Origin of the sequence: Sphaerobacter sp. (assembly GCF_019683595.1) — a bacterium.
Taxonomy (GTDB): domain Bacteria; phylum Chloroflexota; class Chloroflexia; order Thermomicrobiales; family Thermomicrobiaceae; genus Sphaerobacter.
Genome location: NZ_JADGHZ010000075.1, coordinates 1 through 15,654, shown reverse-complemented (window position 1 = coordinate 15,654; position 15,654 = coordinate 1). Strand labels below are relative to the sequence as shown.

General features: G+C 69.4%; 17 protein-coding genes. 12 read left to right on the top strand and 5 right to left on the bottom strand.

The genetic code is table 11. The annotated features are described in order from the left end of the window. Positions 1-83: 83 nt before the first annotated feature. Complete coding sequence (locus IRZ30_RS09605; protein ID WP_294084771.1) at positions 84-1,325, bottom strand: SH3 domain-containing protein; 1,242 nt, start codon at positions 1,323-1,325, stop codon at positions 84-86. A gap of 239 nt (positions 1,326-1,564) precedes the next feature. Between IRZ30_RS09605 and IRZ30_RS09600 the strand changes: the two genes are divergently transcribed. Genes IRZ30_RS09600 through IRZ30_RS09585 form a run of 4 tightly spaced genes read left to right on the top strand, consistent with a single transcriptional unit; the run spans position 1,565 to position 5,646 of the window. Continuing rightward, positions 1,565-2,371: a HipA family kinase gene (locus tag IRZ30_RS09600; protein WP_294084770.1), complete on the top strand. Its 807-nt coding sequence runs from the start codon at positions 1,565-1,567 to the stop codon at positions 2,369-2,371. Beyond that, on the top strand, positions 2,340-2,774 hold the full coding sequence (locus tag IRZ30_RS09595; RefSeq protein ID WP_294084769.1) for a DUF3037 domain-containing protein: 435 nt from the start codon (positions 2,340-2,342) through the stop codon (positions 2,772-2,774). The genes IRZ30_RS09600 and IRZ30_RS09595 overlap by 32 nt, the downstream gene beginning before the upstream one ends. 37 nt (positions 2,775-2,811) lie before the next feature. Beyond that, positions 2,812-3,606, top strand: a complete 795-nt coding sequence (locus tag IRZ30_RS09590) for an enoyl-CoA hydratase (protein ID WP_294084768.1) — start codon at positions 2,812-2,814, stop codon at positions 3,604-3,606. A 6-nt stretch (positions 3,607-3,612) separates the two neighbouring features. After that, a complete protein-coding gene (locus IRZ30_RS09585; RefSeq protein WP_294084767.1) occupies positions 3,613-5,646 on the top strand; it encodes a hypothetical protein in 2,034 nt (677 codons plus the stop codon). A 198-nt stretch (positions 5,647-5,844) separates the two neighbouring features. On the opposite strand, the gene IRZ30_RS09580 is transcribed toward IRZ30_RS09585, so the two are convergent. Next, positions 5,845-6,012: a type II toxin-antitoxin system PrlF family antitoxin gene (locus IRZ30_RS09580; RefSeq protein ID WP_294084766.1), complete on the bottom strand. Its 168-nt coding sequence runs from the start codon at positions 6,010-6,012 to the stop codon at positions 5,845-5,847. 281 nt (positions 6,013-6,293) lie between these two features. Here IRZ30_RS09580 and IRZ30_RS09575 point away from each other — a divergent pair, with 281 nt between their 5' ends. The 7 genes from IRZ30_RS09575 to IRZ30_RS09545 all read left to right on the top strand — a co-directional run bounded on the left by IRZ30_RS09575 (position 6,294) and on the right by IRZ30_RS09545 (position 12,383). Then, complete coding sequence (locus IRZ30_RS09575) at positions 6,294-7,148, top strand: transketolase (RefSeq protein WP_294084765.1); 855 nt, start codon at positions 6,294-6,296, stop codon at positions 7,146-7,148. Beyond that, positions 7,145-8,107, top strand: coding sequence for a transketolase C-terminal domain-containing protein (locus IRZ30_RS09570; RefSeq protein WP_294084764.1), 963 nt, complete (start codon positions 7,145-7,147; stop codon positions 8,105-8,107). The genes IRZ30_RS09575 and IRZ30_RS09570 overlap by 4 nt, the downstream gene beginning before the upstream one ends. Before the next feature lie 79 nt (positions 8,108-8,186). Next, positions 8,187-8,891, top strand: a complete 705-nt coding sequence (rpiA, locus tag IRZ30_RS09565) for a ribose-5-phosphate isomerase RpiA (RefSeq protein ID WP_294084763.1) — start codon at positions 8,187-8,189, stop codon at positions 8,889-8,891. Between the two features lie 280 nt (positions 8,892-9,171). After that, the gene (locus IRZ30_RS09560; protein WP_294084762.1) at positions 9,172-10,581 is read left to right on the top strand and encodes a LysM peptidoglycan-binding domain-containing protein; all 1,410 of its coding nucleotides are present in this window, start codon (positions 9,172-9,174) and stop codon (positions 10,579-10,581) included. Between the two features lie 49 nt (positions 10,582-10,630). Beyond that, on the top strand, positions 10,631-11,002 hold the full coding sequence (gene crcB / locus IRZ30_RS09555) for a fluoride efflux transporter CrcB (protein WP_294084761.1): 372 nt from the start codon (positions 10,631-10,633) through the stop codon (positions 11,000-11,002). A gap of 102 nt (positions 11,003-11,104) precedes the next feature. Further along, positions 11,105-11,854 (top strand): anti-sigma factor, encoded by a 750-nt coding sequence (locus IRZ30_RS09550; protein ID WP_294084760.1) that lies wholly within the window; start codon positions 11,105-11,107, stop codon positions 11,852-11,854. A gap of 154 nt (positions 11,855-12,008) precedes the next feature. Continuing rightward, the gene (locus IRZ30_RS09545; protein ID WP_294084759.1) at positions 12,009-12,383 is read left to right on the top strand and encodes a cupin domain-containing protein; all 375 of its coding nucleotides are present in this window, start codon (positions 12,009-12,011) and stop codon (positions 12,381-12,383) included. A gap of 37 nt (positions 12,384-12,420) precedes the next feature. Here the strand turns inward: IRZ30_RS09545 and IRZ30_RS09540 are convergent, their stop codons facing one another. The 3 genes from IRZ30_RS09540 to IRZ30_RS09530 are packed head-to-tail and all read right to left on the bottom strand — an operon-like array spanning position 12,421 to position 15,113. Continuing rightward, positions 12,421-12,924, bottom strand: a complete 504-nt coding sequence (locus IRZ30_RS09540) for a DUF4149 domain-containing protein (protein WP_294084758.1) — start codon at positions 12,922-12,924, stop codon at positions 12,421-12,423. 39 nt (positions 12,925-12,963) lie between these two features. Next, positions 12,964-14,595 carry a murein biosynthesis integral membrane protein MurJ gene (murJ, locus tag IRZ30_RS09535; protein ID WP_294084757.1) on the bottom strand — a complete coding sequence of 544 codons (1,632 nt, stop codon included), beginning with the start codon at positions 14,593-14,595 and terminating at the stop codon, positions 12,964-12,966. Positions 14,596-14,597: 2 nt separating this feature from the next. After that, a complete protein-coding gene (locus IRZ30_RS09530; protein ID WP_294084756.1) occupies positions 14,598-15,113 on the bottom strand; it encodes an adenylyltransferase/cytidyltransferase family protein in 516 nt (171 codons plus the stop codon). 291 nt (positions 15,114-15,404) lie between these two features. On the opposite strand from IRZ30_RS09530, the gene IRZ30_RS09525 reads away from it, so the two are divergent. Then, positions 15,405-15,566, top strand: a complete 162-nt coding sequence (locus IRZ30_RS09525) for a hypothetical protein (RefSeq protein WP_294084755.1) — start codon at positions 15,405-15,407, stop codon at positions 15,564-15,566. The last annotated feature ends 88 nt before the right edge of the window (positions 15,567-15,654 follow it).

Sequence of the window (15,654 nt, the reverse complement as noted above, 5' to 3'; positions counted from 1 at the left end):
AACCCCCCCGCGGGGGGGGGGCCCCGGCCCGGCCGCCCCCGGGCCCCCCCGGGCCGGGGGGCCGGGCCGTGGGGGTGCTCGTGCTACGAAACCCAGCCAGCCTGGCGCAGGAGCTCGGTGACGAGCAGGCCGTAGGTGATCTCTTCGGATGTGCCGACCTTGTCAGGCCACCACTCGAAGCGTGCCCGCTCGAAGATCTGCGCCACGTAGCGCCGGCCGTCCGGCGTCACGCCGGAGAACTCCTCGGTGATCGGGTAGCCGAAGGCCCGGATGCCGCCGTGTTCGAGCCACTCCTGCTTGAAGCCGAAGCTCAGCGAGTGCTGCGTCTCCGGGAAGTACCAGTGATCGGCGTTGCTCTCGAAGGGCGCGATCGGCGCGCGTGCTTCCTGCGGCGCGAACGCCGCGTAACCGATCAGGTCGGACTGCACCATCGTTGAACCGTCCGGCTGCACGACCAGTTCGAGGATCTGCCGCTCGAAGTACTGCACCAGCCGGACGCGGCCGTCGCCCGTCACCTCACGGAACAGCTCGGTCAGCGGCAAGCCGATGTTGCGCCAGCCACCGTTGGCGTACCAGTAGTCGGCGATCGGCTTGATGATGTTGTGTCCGGTCTGCGGAATGTAGACCGACCCCGGCTCACCGCTCGGCTCGACCCGGTCGAGCGGCGGCCGCTCGCCGAACTTGATGGTCTGCAGGTGCTCGTAGCCCTCCGGCAGCGGCGGCAATTCGGGCTCCTCGGGCTGCATCCAGAGGAACGTGACCGTCACCCAGTCGGAATCGGTCATGCCGAGGTCCTGCCAGAAGGTGCCATCGGCGATGTCGATCCCGGCAGGGCTGCGTACCTCGCGTCCCTTCCCGTCGCGGCCACCGTTGTGCCCGTTGTAGTAGGCGGCAGCAGCCTGCGGCACTCCTTGCGGGATGTCGCTGTAGCGACGCTTCTCCGGCGGATCCCAGTAGTTGTCGTCGATGTTCCAAGGGCCGACGTCCCAGACCGGCACGATCGCCGTGCGGCCCTTGTATTCGATCTTCACCTGGAACTCATGGCCGTCCTTGGACGACAGGACGCACCGGCAGGGCAGCGCGACGAAGCGGTCGTTCTCCTGGATGACGTGGCCGTTGGCTGTGGTGTGACCGACCAAGCCCTCGCGGTGTGCGTAGACTCGGAAGGTGGCCGGCCCCATGCTCGTCGGAGTGGCGAGCATCTCCGCCGCTCCCCCGTCGGCGGACTGCCCCGGCGCGGCCCCGACCGCGACCGGGACGACGGCGGTCAGCAGGACGAAGAGTCCTACCACGAGCCGCAGTCGCGTAATCCTCCCCTTGGTCAAGAGCCCTCCTTCACTCCATCCACCATGCGAACGTACTCAACGTGCTGGTGGATGCCGACAATACCCCGTCTTGAGCAACGGAGCAAGAGCGGAATGGTTGCGCGGCGGAGGCGTGCCAGCGTGTAGACTTGCATGGATCGACGTGGACGATTCCGGGCCGGCTCACGCCGGTTCGGCGGGCGGGAGGTAGCGGCGTGGGCCGCGAATCGACTAGCACATCGAGTCCGTTGATCCCGTGTGTGCGCGGCGTGCGCTATGCCGTCCCGCTGCGCGAGGGCGGGTCGCTCCCGGCCGTGGTCGATACCGACGGCGCGGGGCCGTTCGTGGTCAAGTTCCGAGGCGCCGGGCAGGGTGCCAAGGCGCTGGTGGCGGAAGCGATCGCCGCCGGACTCGCGCTCACGCTCGATCTGCCGATCCCGTCGCCCGCGATCGTGATGCTCGACGCCGAGTTTGGCCGCAGCGAGCCCGACCCGGAGATTCAGGACATCCTGCGGGGCAGCGTCGGGGCCAACTTCGGGCTGGCCTACCTGCCGGGCGCGCTGGCGTTTGACCCGGCGGTGGACACCTGGGTGTCGCCGGAGCTGGCGGCGGCCATCATCTGGTTCGATGCGTTGATCACCAACGTCGACCGCACGGCGCGCAACGTGAACCTGCTGGTGTGGCAGGAACGCCTCTGGATGATCGACCACGGCGCCGCGCTCTACTTCCACCACCGCTGGCAGGGTTGGCGGGACCGCATCCAGTCACCCTTCCCGCAGATCCGGGAGCATGTCCTGCTCGGCCTGGCCGGTGATCTGCGCGCCGCCGATGAGCGCCTGCGCCCGCTGCTAACCGAGGAGGCGCTGCAGCGGGTCGTGGCGGCCGTGCCGGACGAATGGCTCGGCGACGAGCCGGAGTTTCCTGATCTGGCCGCACACCGGGCGGCCTATGTCACGTATCTGAGCGAGCGCCTCAACGGCCCCCGGCGCTGGCTGGAGGAGGCGGTCGAGGCGCAGAAGCGAGGGCCGGTCACCTATGTGCCTCGCACCACCCACCGCGTCGTATAGCTACGCCATCATCCGCCTCGTGCCGTGTGTGACGCGCGGCGAGTTCGTCAACGTCGGCGTCATCCTCTTCGCGCGCACATTCGGGTTCCTCGAGACGCGGATCGAGGTTGATCGCGACCGCGTGCGTGCCCTCGCGCCAGACCTCGACCTGGACCTGGTCGTGCGGCACCTGCGGAATCTCCAGCGCATCAGCGCCGGCGTTCCCGACGCCGGTCCGGTGGCGACCCTGCCCCCAAGCGAGCGCTTCCACTGGTTGACCGCACCCCGAAGCACGATGATCCAGCCCTCCCCGGTCCACGTCGGCCTGACCGACGACCCTGCCGCCGCGCTCGAGCACCTCATGGACGTCTACGTCCGGCGGCGCCGGTGCGTAGCGCCCAGCGCCGGGGCTGACGTACGATAGAGCCAACGTCCCAGCCAACGACGAAGGGAGACTGGCCATGACCACCGCACCGGCGCAGTCGTACCGCTACGTGCTCATGGAGACTGAGGGGCCGATCGCCTACGTCACGATGAACCGGCCGGAGAAGCGCAACGCCCTTTCGGTCGACCACATGCAGGAGCTGATCGACTGCTTCACGGCGATCGGCGAGCGTCAGGACGTCGCCGTGGTGATCCTGCGGGGTAACGGCCCGGCATTCTGCTCCGGGCACGACCTGCGAGAGATGGTCGGGGGCGACCCGGCGTTCTACCGGCATGTCTTCGATGTCTGCACACGGTTGATGGAGACGATTCAGGGTATCCCGCAGCCGGTCATCGCCCAGGTGCAGGGAATCGCGACGGCCGCCGGCTGCCAGTTGGTGGCGACCTGTGACCTCGTTGTCGCCGCCGAGGACGCGCGCTTCGCCACCCCGGGCGTGAAGATCGGGCTCTTCTGCTCGACGCCGATGGTGGCGCTCAGCCGCGCGGTGGGGCGGAAGAAGGCCCTGGAGATGCTGCTGACCGGCGAACCGATCTCAGCCGGCGAGGCACAGGCGGCGGGGCTGGTCAACCGGGTGGTTCCGGCCGAGCGGCTGGCGGACGAGACGCGGGCGTTGGCGGAGAAGATCGCGGCGGCCAGCGGCTTCGTCGTCGGCATCGGCAAGCAGGCGTTCTATCGCCAGCTTGAGATGGCCCAGCCGCAGGCGTACGCCTACGCTAAGGAAGTGATGTCACTCAACGCCCTAGCCGCGGACGCCCAGGAGGGTATGTGCGCCTTCCTGGAGAAGCGGGCGCCTGAGTGGAAGAACCGCTGAGACCCGATGGAGATCCAGATCGGCGGCGCGCCGCGCGCGACGGATGAGCCGTCCCAACCGGCTACGAGGTGGCGGCGCGTCGCCTCCCACGTCGGCGTGCTTGTCTTCTTCGGCGCGCTGGCGGTCGCTATGACCTGGCCGCTGGCGACCGACCTGTCGCACACCCTGCTGAGCTGGGGCGACCCCGTCTTCCAGGCCTGGACCATGGCCTGGGACGTCCATGCCTGGCGCACCGACCCGCTGCGGGTCTTCGACGCCAACATCTTCTATCCCTACCGGAACACGCTGGCCTTTGCCGACCATCTCTTCGGGCAGGCCGCCCTCGTGGCCCCCGTGCTGCTGGCGACCGGCAACGTCATTCTGGCCGACAACCTCGCGGTGCTGCTGGCGCTGACGCTGAGCGGGTTCGCCATGTACCTGCTGGTGGTCGACCTGACCGGCAGCCGGCTAGCCGGGGTGGTGGCTGGCGTGGCCTACGCCTACCTGCCGGCGCGCATGGCCCACCTGGAACACCTGAACCTGCTCTCGGCGCAGTGGCTGCCGCTGGCGGTGCTCACCGCGCGCCGGGCGCTGTGTGGCAATTCGTTCCGCTGGGCGATTGCGCTGGGCGCGGTGATCGTGGTGCAGGGGCTGTTCGGCGTCTACTACCTGATGTTCCTCGTCCCGCTGTTGGGCTTCGTCGTCGGTACCTACCTGCTCTGGCATCCGACGCGTGCCAGCCTGATCGCGACGGCCAAGATCGCCGCGGCGTGTGCGCTCGCCATGCTGGTGCTGCTTCCGACGCTGCTCCCCTATCTTGAGGTCAACACCGAACTCGGCATCCAGCGGACGATGGGCGAGGTGGTGAAGTGGAGCGCCCAGGCGAGCGACTACCTGGCAGTGCACCCATACAACCGGCTCTATGGCGGCCTGCTGAGCGAGCGATACCACCGCCACCTGGAGCAGGATCTCTTCCCCGGTGTACTGCTGGTCGCCCTGGCGCTGATCGGGCTGGCGTACCGGCGCCTCGGCTGGGAGCGCTGGATGCTCCTGATCGTCGTGGTTGGGTCGCTGGTGCTCAGCTTCGGTCCGGAAGTCGAGATCGGGGGACGGAGCGTGCCGCTGCCGTACCGGCTGGCCTACGAGCTGGTGCCCGGCTTCAAGGCCGTGCGCGTCCCGGCGCGGCTCGGCGGCCTGCTGGCGCCGGTCGGGCTGGCAGCCCTGGCCGGGTTGGGCGTTGCTCTCCTCCAGCAGCGACTGACGATGCTGGCGCGAAGCGACGTCAGTCGACACCTGGCGGCAGCGACGCTGGCGGGCATCCTGGCGGTCGGTATCCTGGCTGAGGGTGCGATGGCCTGGCCGCTGCCTGATCCGTTACCCGCCACGGCCGCCGAGGCGCGCCGGGCGGACTACGAATGGCTGGCGGAACATCGCGTGCCCGCGCTCGAGTTGCCGATGGGGGAGGGGCTGATCTCCTCGGCCTGGCCGAACTTCTGGTCGACCTTCCACTGGGCGCCGCTCGTCAACGGGTACAGCAGCTTCGCGCCACCCGCCTACTACCCGCTCCGCGACGCCATGCACGACTTCCCGTCGCGCGAGACGATCCGGCTCCTGCAGGGCGTCGGTGTCCGGGCCGTCCTCTACCACGCGGATACCTCGTCAGCGGCAGAGCGGGACGCACTGCTCCGCCGAGTGGAGGACTTCCCGGAGCTCCAGATCGAACTGGCCGCGCCGCCCGACTACGTCATCACGGTCGCGCCCGATCCATGGCTCTGGGAGCTGGCCGAGGCGGTCCCGGACGGTGCCGCGGTCGATCTGCCACGCCTCGACGCCGACCCGATCGCACTCGCCCTGCTGGGCGCGATCCTGCAGCGCAACGGGCACACGGTCTACGGTCAGGGTGCGGTCGAGTACTGGGCGCCGCCTCCCGCCCCGCCCGGCACGTGCTACGCCGTGCTGCCGAGCGACGCCGCGCCCGATGCCGCGGGCTACCCCGGCGCGACCGTCGTCGCGAGCAGGGAGGGCCTGACCCTGTACCGTGCGGCGGGGTGTGCGGAGTGATGGCGAGATGGGCGGAGCGGGCACCGGTCTGCGGACCTGAAGCGTAAATCGTGACCGGTAGAGACGCGGATGTCGAGTCGGAATCGACGAGCGGGGCGCTCATCGTGGCTCTGGGTGACCGGCGGAAAGCGCGTCCTCACGGGCGATACGACGCACGTCGCGCCAGGCCATCGGCTCGCGGAGCGTCCCGGCCGCTCCTCAGAGGCTCGCGATGCTCGGGTACGCTGCCCGCCGCATGCTGACGGCGCCCTCGTCACGGATGTCGAAGGCTATTCTGGTGCCCGGGGCGACTCCGAGGTGTCGGCGGACCGCGGCTGGGATGGTGATCCGACCCTTGCTCGACACAGTGGCGATGATCTCGGTCACGGCAATCCCTTGGTAGAATGGAACGTGCCCTGAATGTCGCAATGAAAGGATACGCCACCCTTTCCGGACGGGCGAGCGCATTCGCGGCGAGGGTGGCGATGCGCCGGACCGAGGGCGCTTGCGGAGGAAACCCGCGCTCCGTGGACTCTTGCGCCAAACCAGCGAAACGACGATGATCCCCGGCGGCCACCCGCCAGCCGGCGGGCCGGCGCCTCGCGGTCCAGCTTGTGCAAGGATTGACGGGGGACCGTGCACGAGGTCGACTAAAGGAGGTTCTTTCGATGGGTGATCAGCACGCGAGCGCGCAGGCACAGCCCGCGACGGCCAACCTGGACGAACTGCGGGATCTGGCTCGCCGGCTGCGTCGCGAAGTGCTCATCATGACGACCGAGGCGGGATCGGGCCACCCGAGCAGTTCGTTTTCGGCTGTCGAGATCCTGACGCAGCTCTACTTCGGTGGCATCCTGCGCTACAACCCGCAGCAGCCGCACTGGCCCGACCGCGACCGCTTCATCCTCTCCAAAGGGCACGCCGCGCCGATCTTGTACGCGGTGCTGGCCGAGGCAGGGTATTTCCCGAAGGACGAACTCAAGACACTCCGGAAGCTGGGAAGCCCGCTCGAAGGGCACCCCAACATGCGGCGGCTGCCGGGCGTCGAGGCGTCCACCGGCAGCCTGGGACAAGGGCTGTCGATCGGCCTCGGGCACGCCCTGGCGGCGCGCCTGGACGGCCGTGACTACCAGGTCTACGTGATGCTCGGCGACGGCGAGATCGAAGAAGGTCAGGTCTGGGAGGCGGCGATGGCCGCGGCGAACCAGAAGGTGGGCAACCTGATCGCCATCGTCGACAACAACCGCTACCAGCAGACGAGCGCGGTGTCCAAGGTCACTGACCCGGCGCTGTATGACGACAAGTGGGCAGCCTTCGGCTGGAAGGTCCTGGAGATCGACGGGCACGACCTCGAGCAGGTCCGCGACGCGTTGATCGCGGCGCGTGATGAGAAGAGCGGCCCGGTGGTGATCATCGCCCACACCATCAAGGGTAAGGGGCTCAAGATCTTCGAAGAGGACTACACCTGGCATGGGCGGGCCCTCCCGAAGGACAAGCTTGCGGAGGCATTGGAGGAGCTGGGATGAACCTGGGCACCGAGGTCGGCTTGAAGATGGGGAAGGCCACGCGCGACGCCTTCGGTGAGGCGCTGCGCGACATCGGCCGGGAGAACCCGGCGGTGGTGGTGGTCGACGGCGACGTGTCCAACTCCACCCGCACGGAGTGGTTCGGCAAGGAGTTCCCCGATCGCTTCTTCGACGTCGGCATCGCGGAATCGAACCTGGTCGGCGTGGCCTCCGGGCTCGCTGCCAACGGCAAGATTCCGGTGGCTGCCAGCTTCGCCGCATTTCTGCTCTGCAATGCCTACGACCAGATCCGCATGGGCGTGGCCTACCCGCACCTGAACGTCAAGCTGGTCGGCAGCCACGCGGGGATCAGCATCGGTGAGGACGGACCGTCGCAGATGGCGATCGAGGACGTGGCGCTCGCCTGCGCGCTGCCGGGCGTGGTGGTGCTGGTGCCGGCCGACGAGCACGCCGCGCGAGCCGCGACCCGCGCGATGATCGCCTACGACGGCCCCACGTACCTCCGTGTCGGGCGGCCGAACGTCCCCGTGGTCTACGATGAAAACGTTCAGATCGAGATCGGGAAGGCGATCACGGTGCGCGAGGGCGGCGACGTGACCATCATCGCCAACGGGCTGATGGTTGCCGCGGCGCTCGACGCGGCCGCGCGCCTGGCAGGACAGGGCATCGAGGCACGTGTGCTCGACATGCACACGGTCAAGCCGCTGGACGAGGCCGCAGTCGCGGCCGCGGCGCGCGAGACCGGTGGAATCGTGGTCGCCGAGGAGCACCTGCACCATGGCGGGCTGGGCAGCGTCGTGGCCATGGCGGTCGCGCGGCTGCATCCCTGCCGCATGGGCTTTGTGGACCTGGATGACACCTATGCCCAGTCCGGCACGGGCGAGGAGTTGCTCCGCGAGTACGGCCTGACCGCGGATCGGATCGTCGAGGAAGCCACCCGCATCGTGCGGGGTGGGTAGAGTGTGAGCCATCCCCGATGACGCGCGGGCGTGAGGTGCCCGCGCGCATCGTGTGAGTGGGCGAGGAGAGGATGACGGAGTGCCGCCGGAGGGAGATGAGCAGGCGCGGCGCAAGCGGGCGGCGGCCGAGCGCGCCGCGTCCGCCGTGCAGGACGGTGCGGTGGTGGGACTCGGCACCGGTTCCACCGCCGAGTGCGTGATTCAGGCGCTGGCGGAGCGGGTGAAAGACGGCCTGCGTATCGTGGGGGTACCCACGTCGCTGCGCTCGGAGCGACTGGCCCGTTCGCTGGGCATCCCGCTGATCGATCTGCAAGACGCCACCCGCATCGACGTCACCATCGACGGCGCCGACGAGGTCGCGGTCGGCACGCTGGACGTGCTCAAGGGGCACGGCGGTGCGCTGCTGCGGGAGAAGCTGGTGGCGGTCGCGTCGGAGCGCGAGGTGATCGTCGTCGACGACACCAAGCTGGTTGACCGGCTCGGCAGCCGCTTCGCGGTGCCGGTGGAGGTCGTTCCCTTCGGCTGGCGTGTTCCCGCCCAGGCGCTGGAGGCGCTTGGCGGGCGGGTCGCGCTGCGGTCGGTTCCACCCGAAGGCGAGCCCTTCGTCACGGACAACGGCAACTACATCCTCGACGTCGACTTCGGCCCCATCGCCAACCCCGCCGCGCTCGCGACCGAGATCAAGACCATCACCGGGGTGATCGAACACGGCCTCTTCATCGGTATCGCCCACGAGGTTGTCGTGGCCGGTCCCCAGGGTGTCGAGGTGCTGACGCGCGGGTAGCCGTTGGTGACGCCCATCTCGCGGTGAGTGAGAAGGTGCGGACCTGATGCGCGATGTCGGCCCTCACCCCCGGCCCCTCTCCCAACGTTGGGAGAGGGGCGTTCTTTCGCGGGGGCCGGGTGGTGCCCGCGCGTAGGGCGCGGCGCTGGCACGGTCAGGATTTCCGTGCCTCATGGTCATCGCTGGTCTTGTCCGGGGGCGGGTTCGCTGCTACACTCGTGCCAGATGTACGTACATGGCGTACGGTCAACGAGCCCGGCAGGGAACGGAGATGGTCAGCATGGCGAACGAGCCGCTCGAAGAAGAGCGTGACCTCGTGTCCCTCTACGCCGCGCGCATCCGCAGCCGGGGTGAGGGCACGATGGTCGAGACGCGGGGTGCGCGCCCCGCGCCGGGTGTCCACCACTTCGGTCGCCAGCCGCGGGCACGGCGCCGGTCGTCCCGGTGGCGGAAGGGTGGGGCGGCTTCCGCCCTGGTCGCTGGTGCGCTGATCGCGGGCGCGCAGAGCGTGGGCGCGGCCGTCACCCACGACGTGCAGCCGGGCGACACGCTGTCCGAAATCGCGCTCCAGTACGGCACCACCGTTCCCCAACTGGCGACGATCAACGGCATCCCCGACCCGGACTTCATCCTCGCGGGCACCACGTTGACGATCGAGCCCGATACCACCCTCGACCCGGACACGGCGGCCGCACGCTACGAAGTCCAACCGGGAGACACCCTCTTCGCCATCGCCCAGCAGTTCGGCGTCACGGTGGATGCCATCGTGGCGGCCAATGGCATCGCGGACCCGGACCTGATCACGGTCGGGGCGGTCCTGCTCATCCCGCCCGCGCAGCCTGAGGTGTCGGAGCCGCCCGAGCCGGAAGCGGCTGTAACGGAGCCATCCGCGTCGGAGTCGACCGCCACGGAGCCGTCCGCGCGGGAAGTGCAGCCCGCGGTGCCGTCGTTGCATCTCGTCGTTCCCGGGGAGACGCTGGGTGAGATCGCGGCGACGTACGGGACGACCGTCGAGTTGATCGCACACGCCAACGCGATCGCCGACCCGAACCAGCTCCTGGCCGGCTCGCTGCTTCAGATCCCCGCGGCCGGCACGGATGCCTCGGAGGTTGCGCCCGCGGCGGCGGAGGACGACGCGGTGATGCTCCAGGGCATGCCGGTGGCACGTCAGTCGCTGCCCCTCAGCTCCGAGGCGGCCGCCGCGAGTATTACGACCGCCTACTGGGGTAGCCCGGTCTCGGAGTGGGTCTTCATCGAGAACCTGCCGTCCCATCCTAACCCCCACCGCGGATTCCGGGGTAATATTTTTGGCGCCTTCGGCGGCACGCGCGACTACGGCGTCTACGCCGAGCCGCTGGCAGAGATCCTCCAGCGCTACGGGTTCGTCGGCGAGGTGTTCTACGCCCAGGGCGATGCCGACCTGCTGCGGCAGCAGCTCGACCAGGGGCGACCGGTGATCGCCTGGATCACGAACCGAACGTCGGTCCAGCAGCGTGGCTACGCGTGGCACGACGGAGAGCGGTTCGTCCTCGTGCCGGAGGAGCACACCGTCGTCGTCTACGGCTACGATGCCGAGCGCGTGTACGTCGCCGACCCGGGAGACGGGGCACACCGTAGCTTCGCCTGGGACGATTTCCTGCGCTCCTGGGGCTACTTCGACGGCATGGCGCTGGCGGTGTACCCGGCCTAGCGACGGCGCGGCAGGCGAGCCCGGCGCCGCGCGCCAAGGAGGGTCGACGATGCAGTACCTCTGGGTGGCGGTGGGCGGAGCGTTCGGTGCCGTGGCACGGGTGGCCGTCAGCGAGTGGGCCTCACTGCGCTGGGGAGCGCACTTCCCCTACGGCACGCTGGTGGTCAACCTCGTCGGCTCGTTTCTGCTTGGCTTCATCCTCACGCTGGTGGCCGAGCGTGCCATGCTGCCGGCGGAGGCCCGCCTGCTGGCTGCGTCGGGGTTCCTGGGCGCCTTTACCACCTTCTCGACCTTTTCTTGGGAAACTGCCCGCCTGATCACGAATGGGAGCCACTGGCACGGCGGGCTGTACGTGACTACCAGCATCCTCGGCGGGCTGGTCGCGGTACTCCTCGGCATCCTCGTTGCTCGCGCCATCTGAGCCTGTCCCCGCGGGCACAATCCGGGCTGTACGGCCCCGCGTATTCCCGACGGGCACAGCACGGGGTGCCCCTCAGTCGGTGTACCCCTATGGGACGGGCATGTGGACCGACGCGACGCCCGAGGCCCGGACAACTCGGAACATGTGGCAGGGTGCGAGCCGATCCGCCTCCTCTTGCCCTTGGCCGCGCTCGATGCGCTGGACCCGGGTGAGGCGGAGGCCGTCGAACGGCACCTGTCGACCTGCCGGCGCTGCCGCCATGAGCAGGCGGACTACGCGCGCATCGTCGACTGGCTGGCGCTCTCCGTTCCCGACCGGCCCCCACCGGCGCGGCTGCGCCGGCGGGTGCTCGGCGCGCTCCGGCCTGCCCCGTGGCCGTTTGTCGCACCGGCCCGCCGCTGGCTGGCCGCCGCCGTTCTGCTCATCCTCGTCCTCACCGGGAGCAACCTCGTCCTGTGGCAGCGCCTGTCCGACGCCCGGGGCGCTGCCGAGCCGCCACGGTCCGCGCGGACTGCTTCCGGCCCGCTGAGCTGGTATGACCTGGTGGCGTCGACGCCCGGGAATTCGGCGCAAGGCACGCTCTGCGCCGTGCCCGATGGGCGACTCGCCTGGCTCATCGTGCAGGGCCTGCCGCAACTCGCTCCCGGGCAGGTGTATCAACTCTGGTTCGCCCACGGTGATCAGTGGGTCAGCGGTGGCACGTTCACCGTCGACGAGCGTGGCCGGGGGTTCCTCACCATTTGGCCGGACCAACCGCTCCGCTCTTACGAGACGCTTCGCATCACCGTCGAGCCCGTTGGCGGCAGCACCCACCCCACGAGCCAACCCATCCTGGCGGGACGCCTCGCCTGATCGCGCCGGCTGGGCGGCCCCGGTGCCCCAGCACGGCCAGCAGGTGCGTTCCGCGGCATGTCCCGTTATGATCGGATGGTTGGCGGGGCATGGTTGTCCGATCGCCGGCGCCGTCCCGCCACCCTCCTGCCCGCATGAGAGGAGGCCATGGACGATGGCAGCGCAGGAGATCCTTGGGCATTTCGAACTGGCTCGTGAGATCGATCGTCTGACGCCCGGTCCCGGTGCGAGCGGGCGGCGGGCGGAGACGCTGGTCAAGGCCGACCGGCTGCGCGTCGTGCTGGTGACGATGCTGAGTGGCGCGGTGCTCGACGAGCACACGGCGCCAGGGCCGATCACCATCCACTCCCTCCGCGGCCGGTTCATGGTCACGGTCGGCGATGCCGAGCATGCGCTCCCGGCGGGCGATGTGATCGCCATCGACACGCGGGTGCCGCATGCCGTCCGCGCGCTGGACGACGGCGCGTTTCTGCTCACGATCGGCTGGGGGCCCGGTGTAACCGAGGAGCCGGCGGCGGTCCAGCCCTAGCCTGGCGTGACCGTCGCTCGGTGCGCCGGACGCGGTGTCAGGCGACGAGCGCCGCGGCCAGGAGAACGATCGCGAGGTTGAGCAGCAGGTTGACGGCCGAGAGGATGCCGGACATGCGCTGCAGGCGGCGGCGCTCGGCGGCCAAGGCCGGGTCGTCGCCGTATTCCTTGGCCTGCTCCGCGAGCCGGGTGATGCGGCGTCCGTAGTAGAACGCGTGCACCAGCGTGATCGGGATGACGATCGCGACCAGCAGCAGCTTGAGCGCGAGGGTGCGCCCGTACTCGCCGTCTAGCAGGTGGAACCAGGCCACGCTGCGCCGCTCGCCGTTCAGCACGCCGGTGACGACCAGGATGCTGAGCGCGACCCAGGACAGAACCCCGTAGCGCTCGCCGACCTGGGCCACGAGCAACGTGCGTTCGGTGGACGGCACGGAGCGGCGCATGACCGGCAACAGGACGATCAGGATGAAGAGCATGCCGCCGATCCAGGCGATGGCGGCCAGCAGGTGTGCCCAGCGGATTACCGACCAGATATCGATCACTGGTCAACCCTTCACATGAACCGGGCGGTGGTCCGCCCGCTACGCGGCGGCGCGACCCAGGCGGCGCATGACACCACGCCAGATCTGGCGCACCTCGTCGACCCCGAGGAGGTGCAGCCCGCCGGCGTAGATCGCCGCTCCGGTCGCGATCGGGATCGCGACCGCGATCAGCCGCCGCACCAGATCGAGCGCCGTCCCCGGTGCCGTCCCCAACGGCACCGCTTCGAGCGCCTGCGCCAGGAGGAACACCGCGACCGCCATCAGCGCGCCCACCACGACGCAGACCCGGAGCGTGCGCCCGACCGTGGCGTCGCCCACCTGCCCGAGCGCCCGGCGCATGATCAGCCACATCACGATCGCATGGAACATGAACTGAGCGGAGTTGGCAAGTACCAGTCCCGCCATGCCGAGCGGGCCGACGAGCGAGAGGGCGGTCAGCAGGAAGACCCCGACCGCGAGCACGCCGACGATCACCGGGGTGCGCGTGTTTTGCCGCGCGTAGTAGCCGAAGATGAGCACCTGGTCGAACGCGGCGAAGAAGGTGCCCGGCAGGTAGCAGAGCAGCGCGATCAGGATCGCTCGTGCCCCTTCGAGGTCGGTGGCGCCGTGGAAGAAGAGCAGGTCCACCACCGGCCAGGCGATCGCGGCCATGCCGAAGGTGGCGGGCACGACCATGACCGTCACCATCTTCAGGCCGTTGGACAGCGTCCGCTGGTACGCCGCCTCATCGCCGCTGCTGAAGTGGCGGGAGAGGGTCGGCAGGGCGGCGAGCGAGGTCGCCGCCGCGACGATGCCGAGGATCATCTGGTTCAGCGCGGTCGCGTAGCGCATCGCGCCGAGGGCGTGGACGTCGACGTTGAAGGCCAGATTGCGGTCGATCACCAGCGCGACGGTGTTGCTGATGAGCCCAACGAAGATCGGCAGGTAGAGGAGCAGGATGCGCCGGATGGCAGGGTGACGGAAGCCGACGTTGGGCCGCGGCATCGCGTCGCGCAGACCCGGAAGCTGAATCGCGATCAGCAGCAAGGCGCCGACGACGATCCCGATTGCCAGGCTGCGGATCTCGAAGGCGGTCCTGCCCAGCGCCAGGGCGGCGGCAACGATGGCCGCGTTGCGCACGGCCAGCGACAACGCCGGCCGGGTGAAGCGCTGCAGTGCGTAGAGTGTGGACATCAGGATCGTCGAGACGGACAGCAGCAGCACCGCCGGCAGGATGATGCGCACCAGTTCGATGGTGAGCGGGATCGTGTCCTCGCTGTGCACCTGCGTGTCGCCCCCGAGGGCGGTCATCAGCCATACCAGTTGCGGGGCGAACACGATCATGACCGCGACGATCCCGCCGATGACGATCAATGCCAGGACGAGGAGGGCACCGACGATCCGGCGCAGCTCCTCGCGGTGCTCCGGCGCGGTGTAGGCGCTCAGCACCGGCACGAGTGCGGCCTGCATCATGCCGCTGATGACCAGGTCGAACAGGATGGTGTGGATGTTGTCGGCGAGGGTGAAGGCCGCGACTTGATCGGTGGTGCCCCAGAGGTAGGAGGTCACCTGCTCTCGGGCGAGGCCGAGGATCCGGCTCAGGACGGTCCCGACCATGATGATCGCGGCGGCCTTGGCGATGCGCTGGCGATCCGACGATCCCGCCGCGACCTGCTCCTCCGCGCTGACCACGACTAACGCTCCCGGGCGTCGGACGTCTCGCGGATGCGCCGCACGATGTCGGTGGTGGACCGGCCCGGCACGAGGGGCACCGTGCGGACCTCGCCGCCGTACCCGCGCACGACGGCGGCTTCCGGCAGGGGCTGCTTGCCGGCACGCTCTTCGGCCTCGTCGAGCGCGTAGTCGCCGCCTTTGACGTACACATCGGGACGAAGGCGCGCGACCGCGGCCTCGGCGGTCTCCTCGTGGAAGATGACCACGTAGTCGACACAGGCGAGCCCGGCGAGCAGCTCGGCCCGCTCCTCCTCGGGGACGATCGGCCGGCCCGGTCCCTTGCGCTGCCGGGTGACCGCGTCGTCGTTCACCCCGACGACGAGGGTGTCACCGAGGGCGCGGGCGGCTTGCAGGTAGCGGAGATGGCCGACGTGGAGGAGGTCGAAGTGCCCGTTGGTGAAGACGACGCGCTTCCCCTCCGCCCGCAGCCGTTCTCCCAGCCGGCCCAGTTCTTCGAACGGGATGATCTGTCCCATCGCTCCCCTGGCATTGGCCCCGGCTCACCGCCGAGCCGGACGCTGAGGAATCGTAGCACGTCCGGGATGAAGAGGTGGGAGAGAGACGGATACAGAGCGGGCGACGCGGAATACCGATCGTTGATCGCGGGTTAACCGTGAGCACATGGGTCGATGACCGGCGCTTGATCGGCGGGCCCTATGCTGAGGATGGCGCCCAGCGATGACCGGCATCAACCCGGGGCGCCAGGGAACACGATCGCAACCACGCGCGGTCCCTGGCCGCGCAGCGCCACACGGAAGGGGCGGACCATGTCGCAACAGCCGAATGGGCTGCGGGTCGTGCCGGAACAGGTCTGGTTCCCGGCGGGCGTCACGGCCCGGAATCGGGCCAGAACGCTAGCCCGCCGCCGCAGGGCGGCGATCCGGCCGACGATCGGCTGGCGCCGCGCCCGCGGGAAGCTGCTTCGCTGAACGTCTATGCGCCTGGATCACCCCCAGTGCGCCCCAACCCGCGTCAACCACTGTCGGCCTCCGGAGCCCCTCCTCCTCCCCGGAGGCC

Excerpts from the sequence above, each read along its gene's own strand:
- IRZ30_RS09595 (WP_294084769.1), top strand. The coding sequence starts at position 2,340 with ATGTGCCTCGCACCACCCACCGCGTCGTATAGCTACGCCATCATCCGC.
- IRZ30_RS09590 (WP_294084768.1), top strand. The coding sequence starts at position 2,812 with ATGACCACCGCACCGGCGCAGTCGTACCGCTACGTGCTCATGGAGACT.
- IRZ30_RS09585 (WP_294084767.1), top strand. The coding sequence starts at position 3,613 with ATGGAGATCCAGATCGGCGGCGCGCCGCGCGCGACGGATGAGCCGTCC.
- IRZ30_RS09575 (WP_294084765.1), top strand. The coding sequence starts at position 6,294 with ATGGGTGATCAGCACGCGAGCGCGCAGGCACAGCCCGCGACGGCCAAC.
- IRZ30_RS09570 (WP_294084764.1), top strand. The coding sequence starts at position 7,145 with ATGAACCTGGGCACCGAGGTCGGCTTGAAGATGGGGAAGGCCACGCGC.
- IRZ30_RS09560 (WP_294084762.1), top strand. The coding sequence starts at position 9,172 with ATGGCGAACGAGCCGCTCGAAGAAGAGCGTGACCTCGTGTCCCTCTAC.
- crcB (WP_294084761.1), top strand. The coding sequence starts at position 10,631 with ATGCAGTACCTCTGGGTGGCGGTGGGCGGAGCGTTCGGTGCCGTGGCA.
- IRZ30_RS09545 (WP_294084759.1), top strand. The coding sequence starts at position 12,009 with ATGGCAGCGCAGGAGATCCTTGGGCATTTCGAACTGGCTCGTGAGATC.
- IRZ30_RS09530 (WP_294084756.1), bottom strand. The coding sequence starts at position 15,113 with ATGGGACAGATCATCCCGTTCGAAGAACTGGGCCGGCTGGGAGAACGG.
- IRZ30_RS09525 (WP_294084755.1), top strand. The coding sequence starts at position 15,405 with ATGTCGCAACAGCCGAATGGGCTGCGGGTCGTGCCGGAACAGGTCTGG.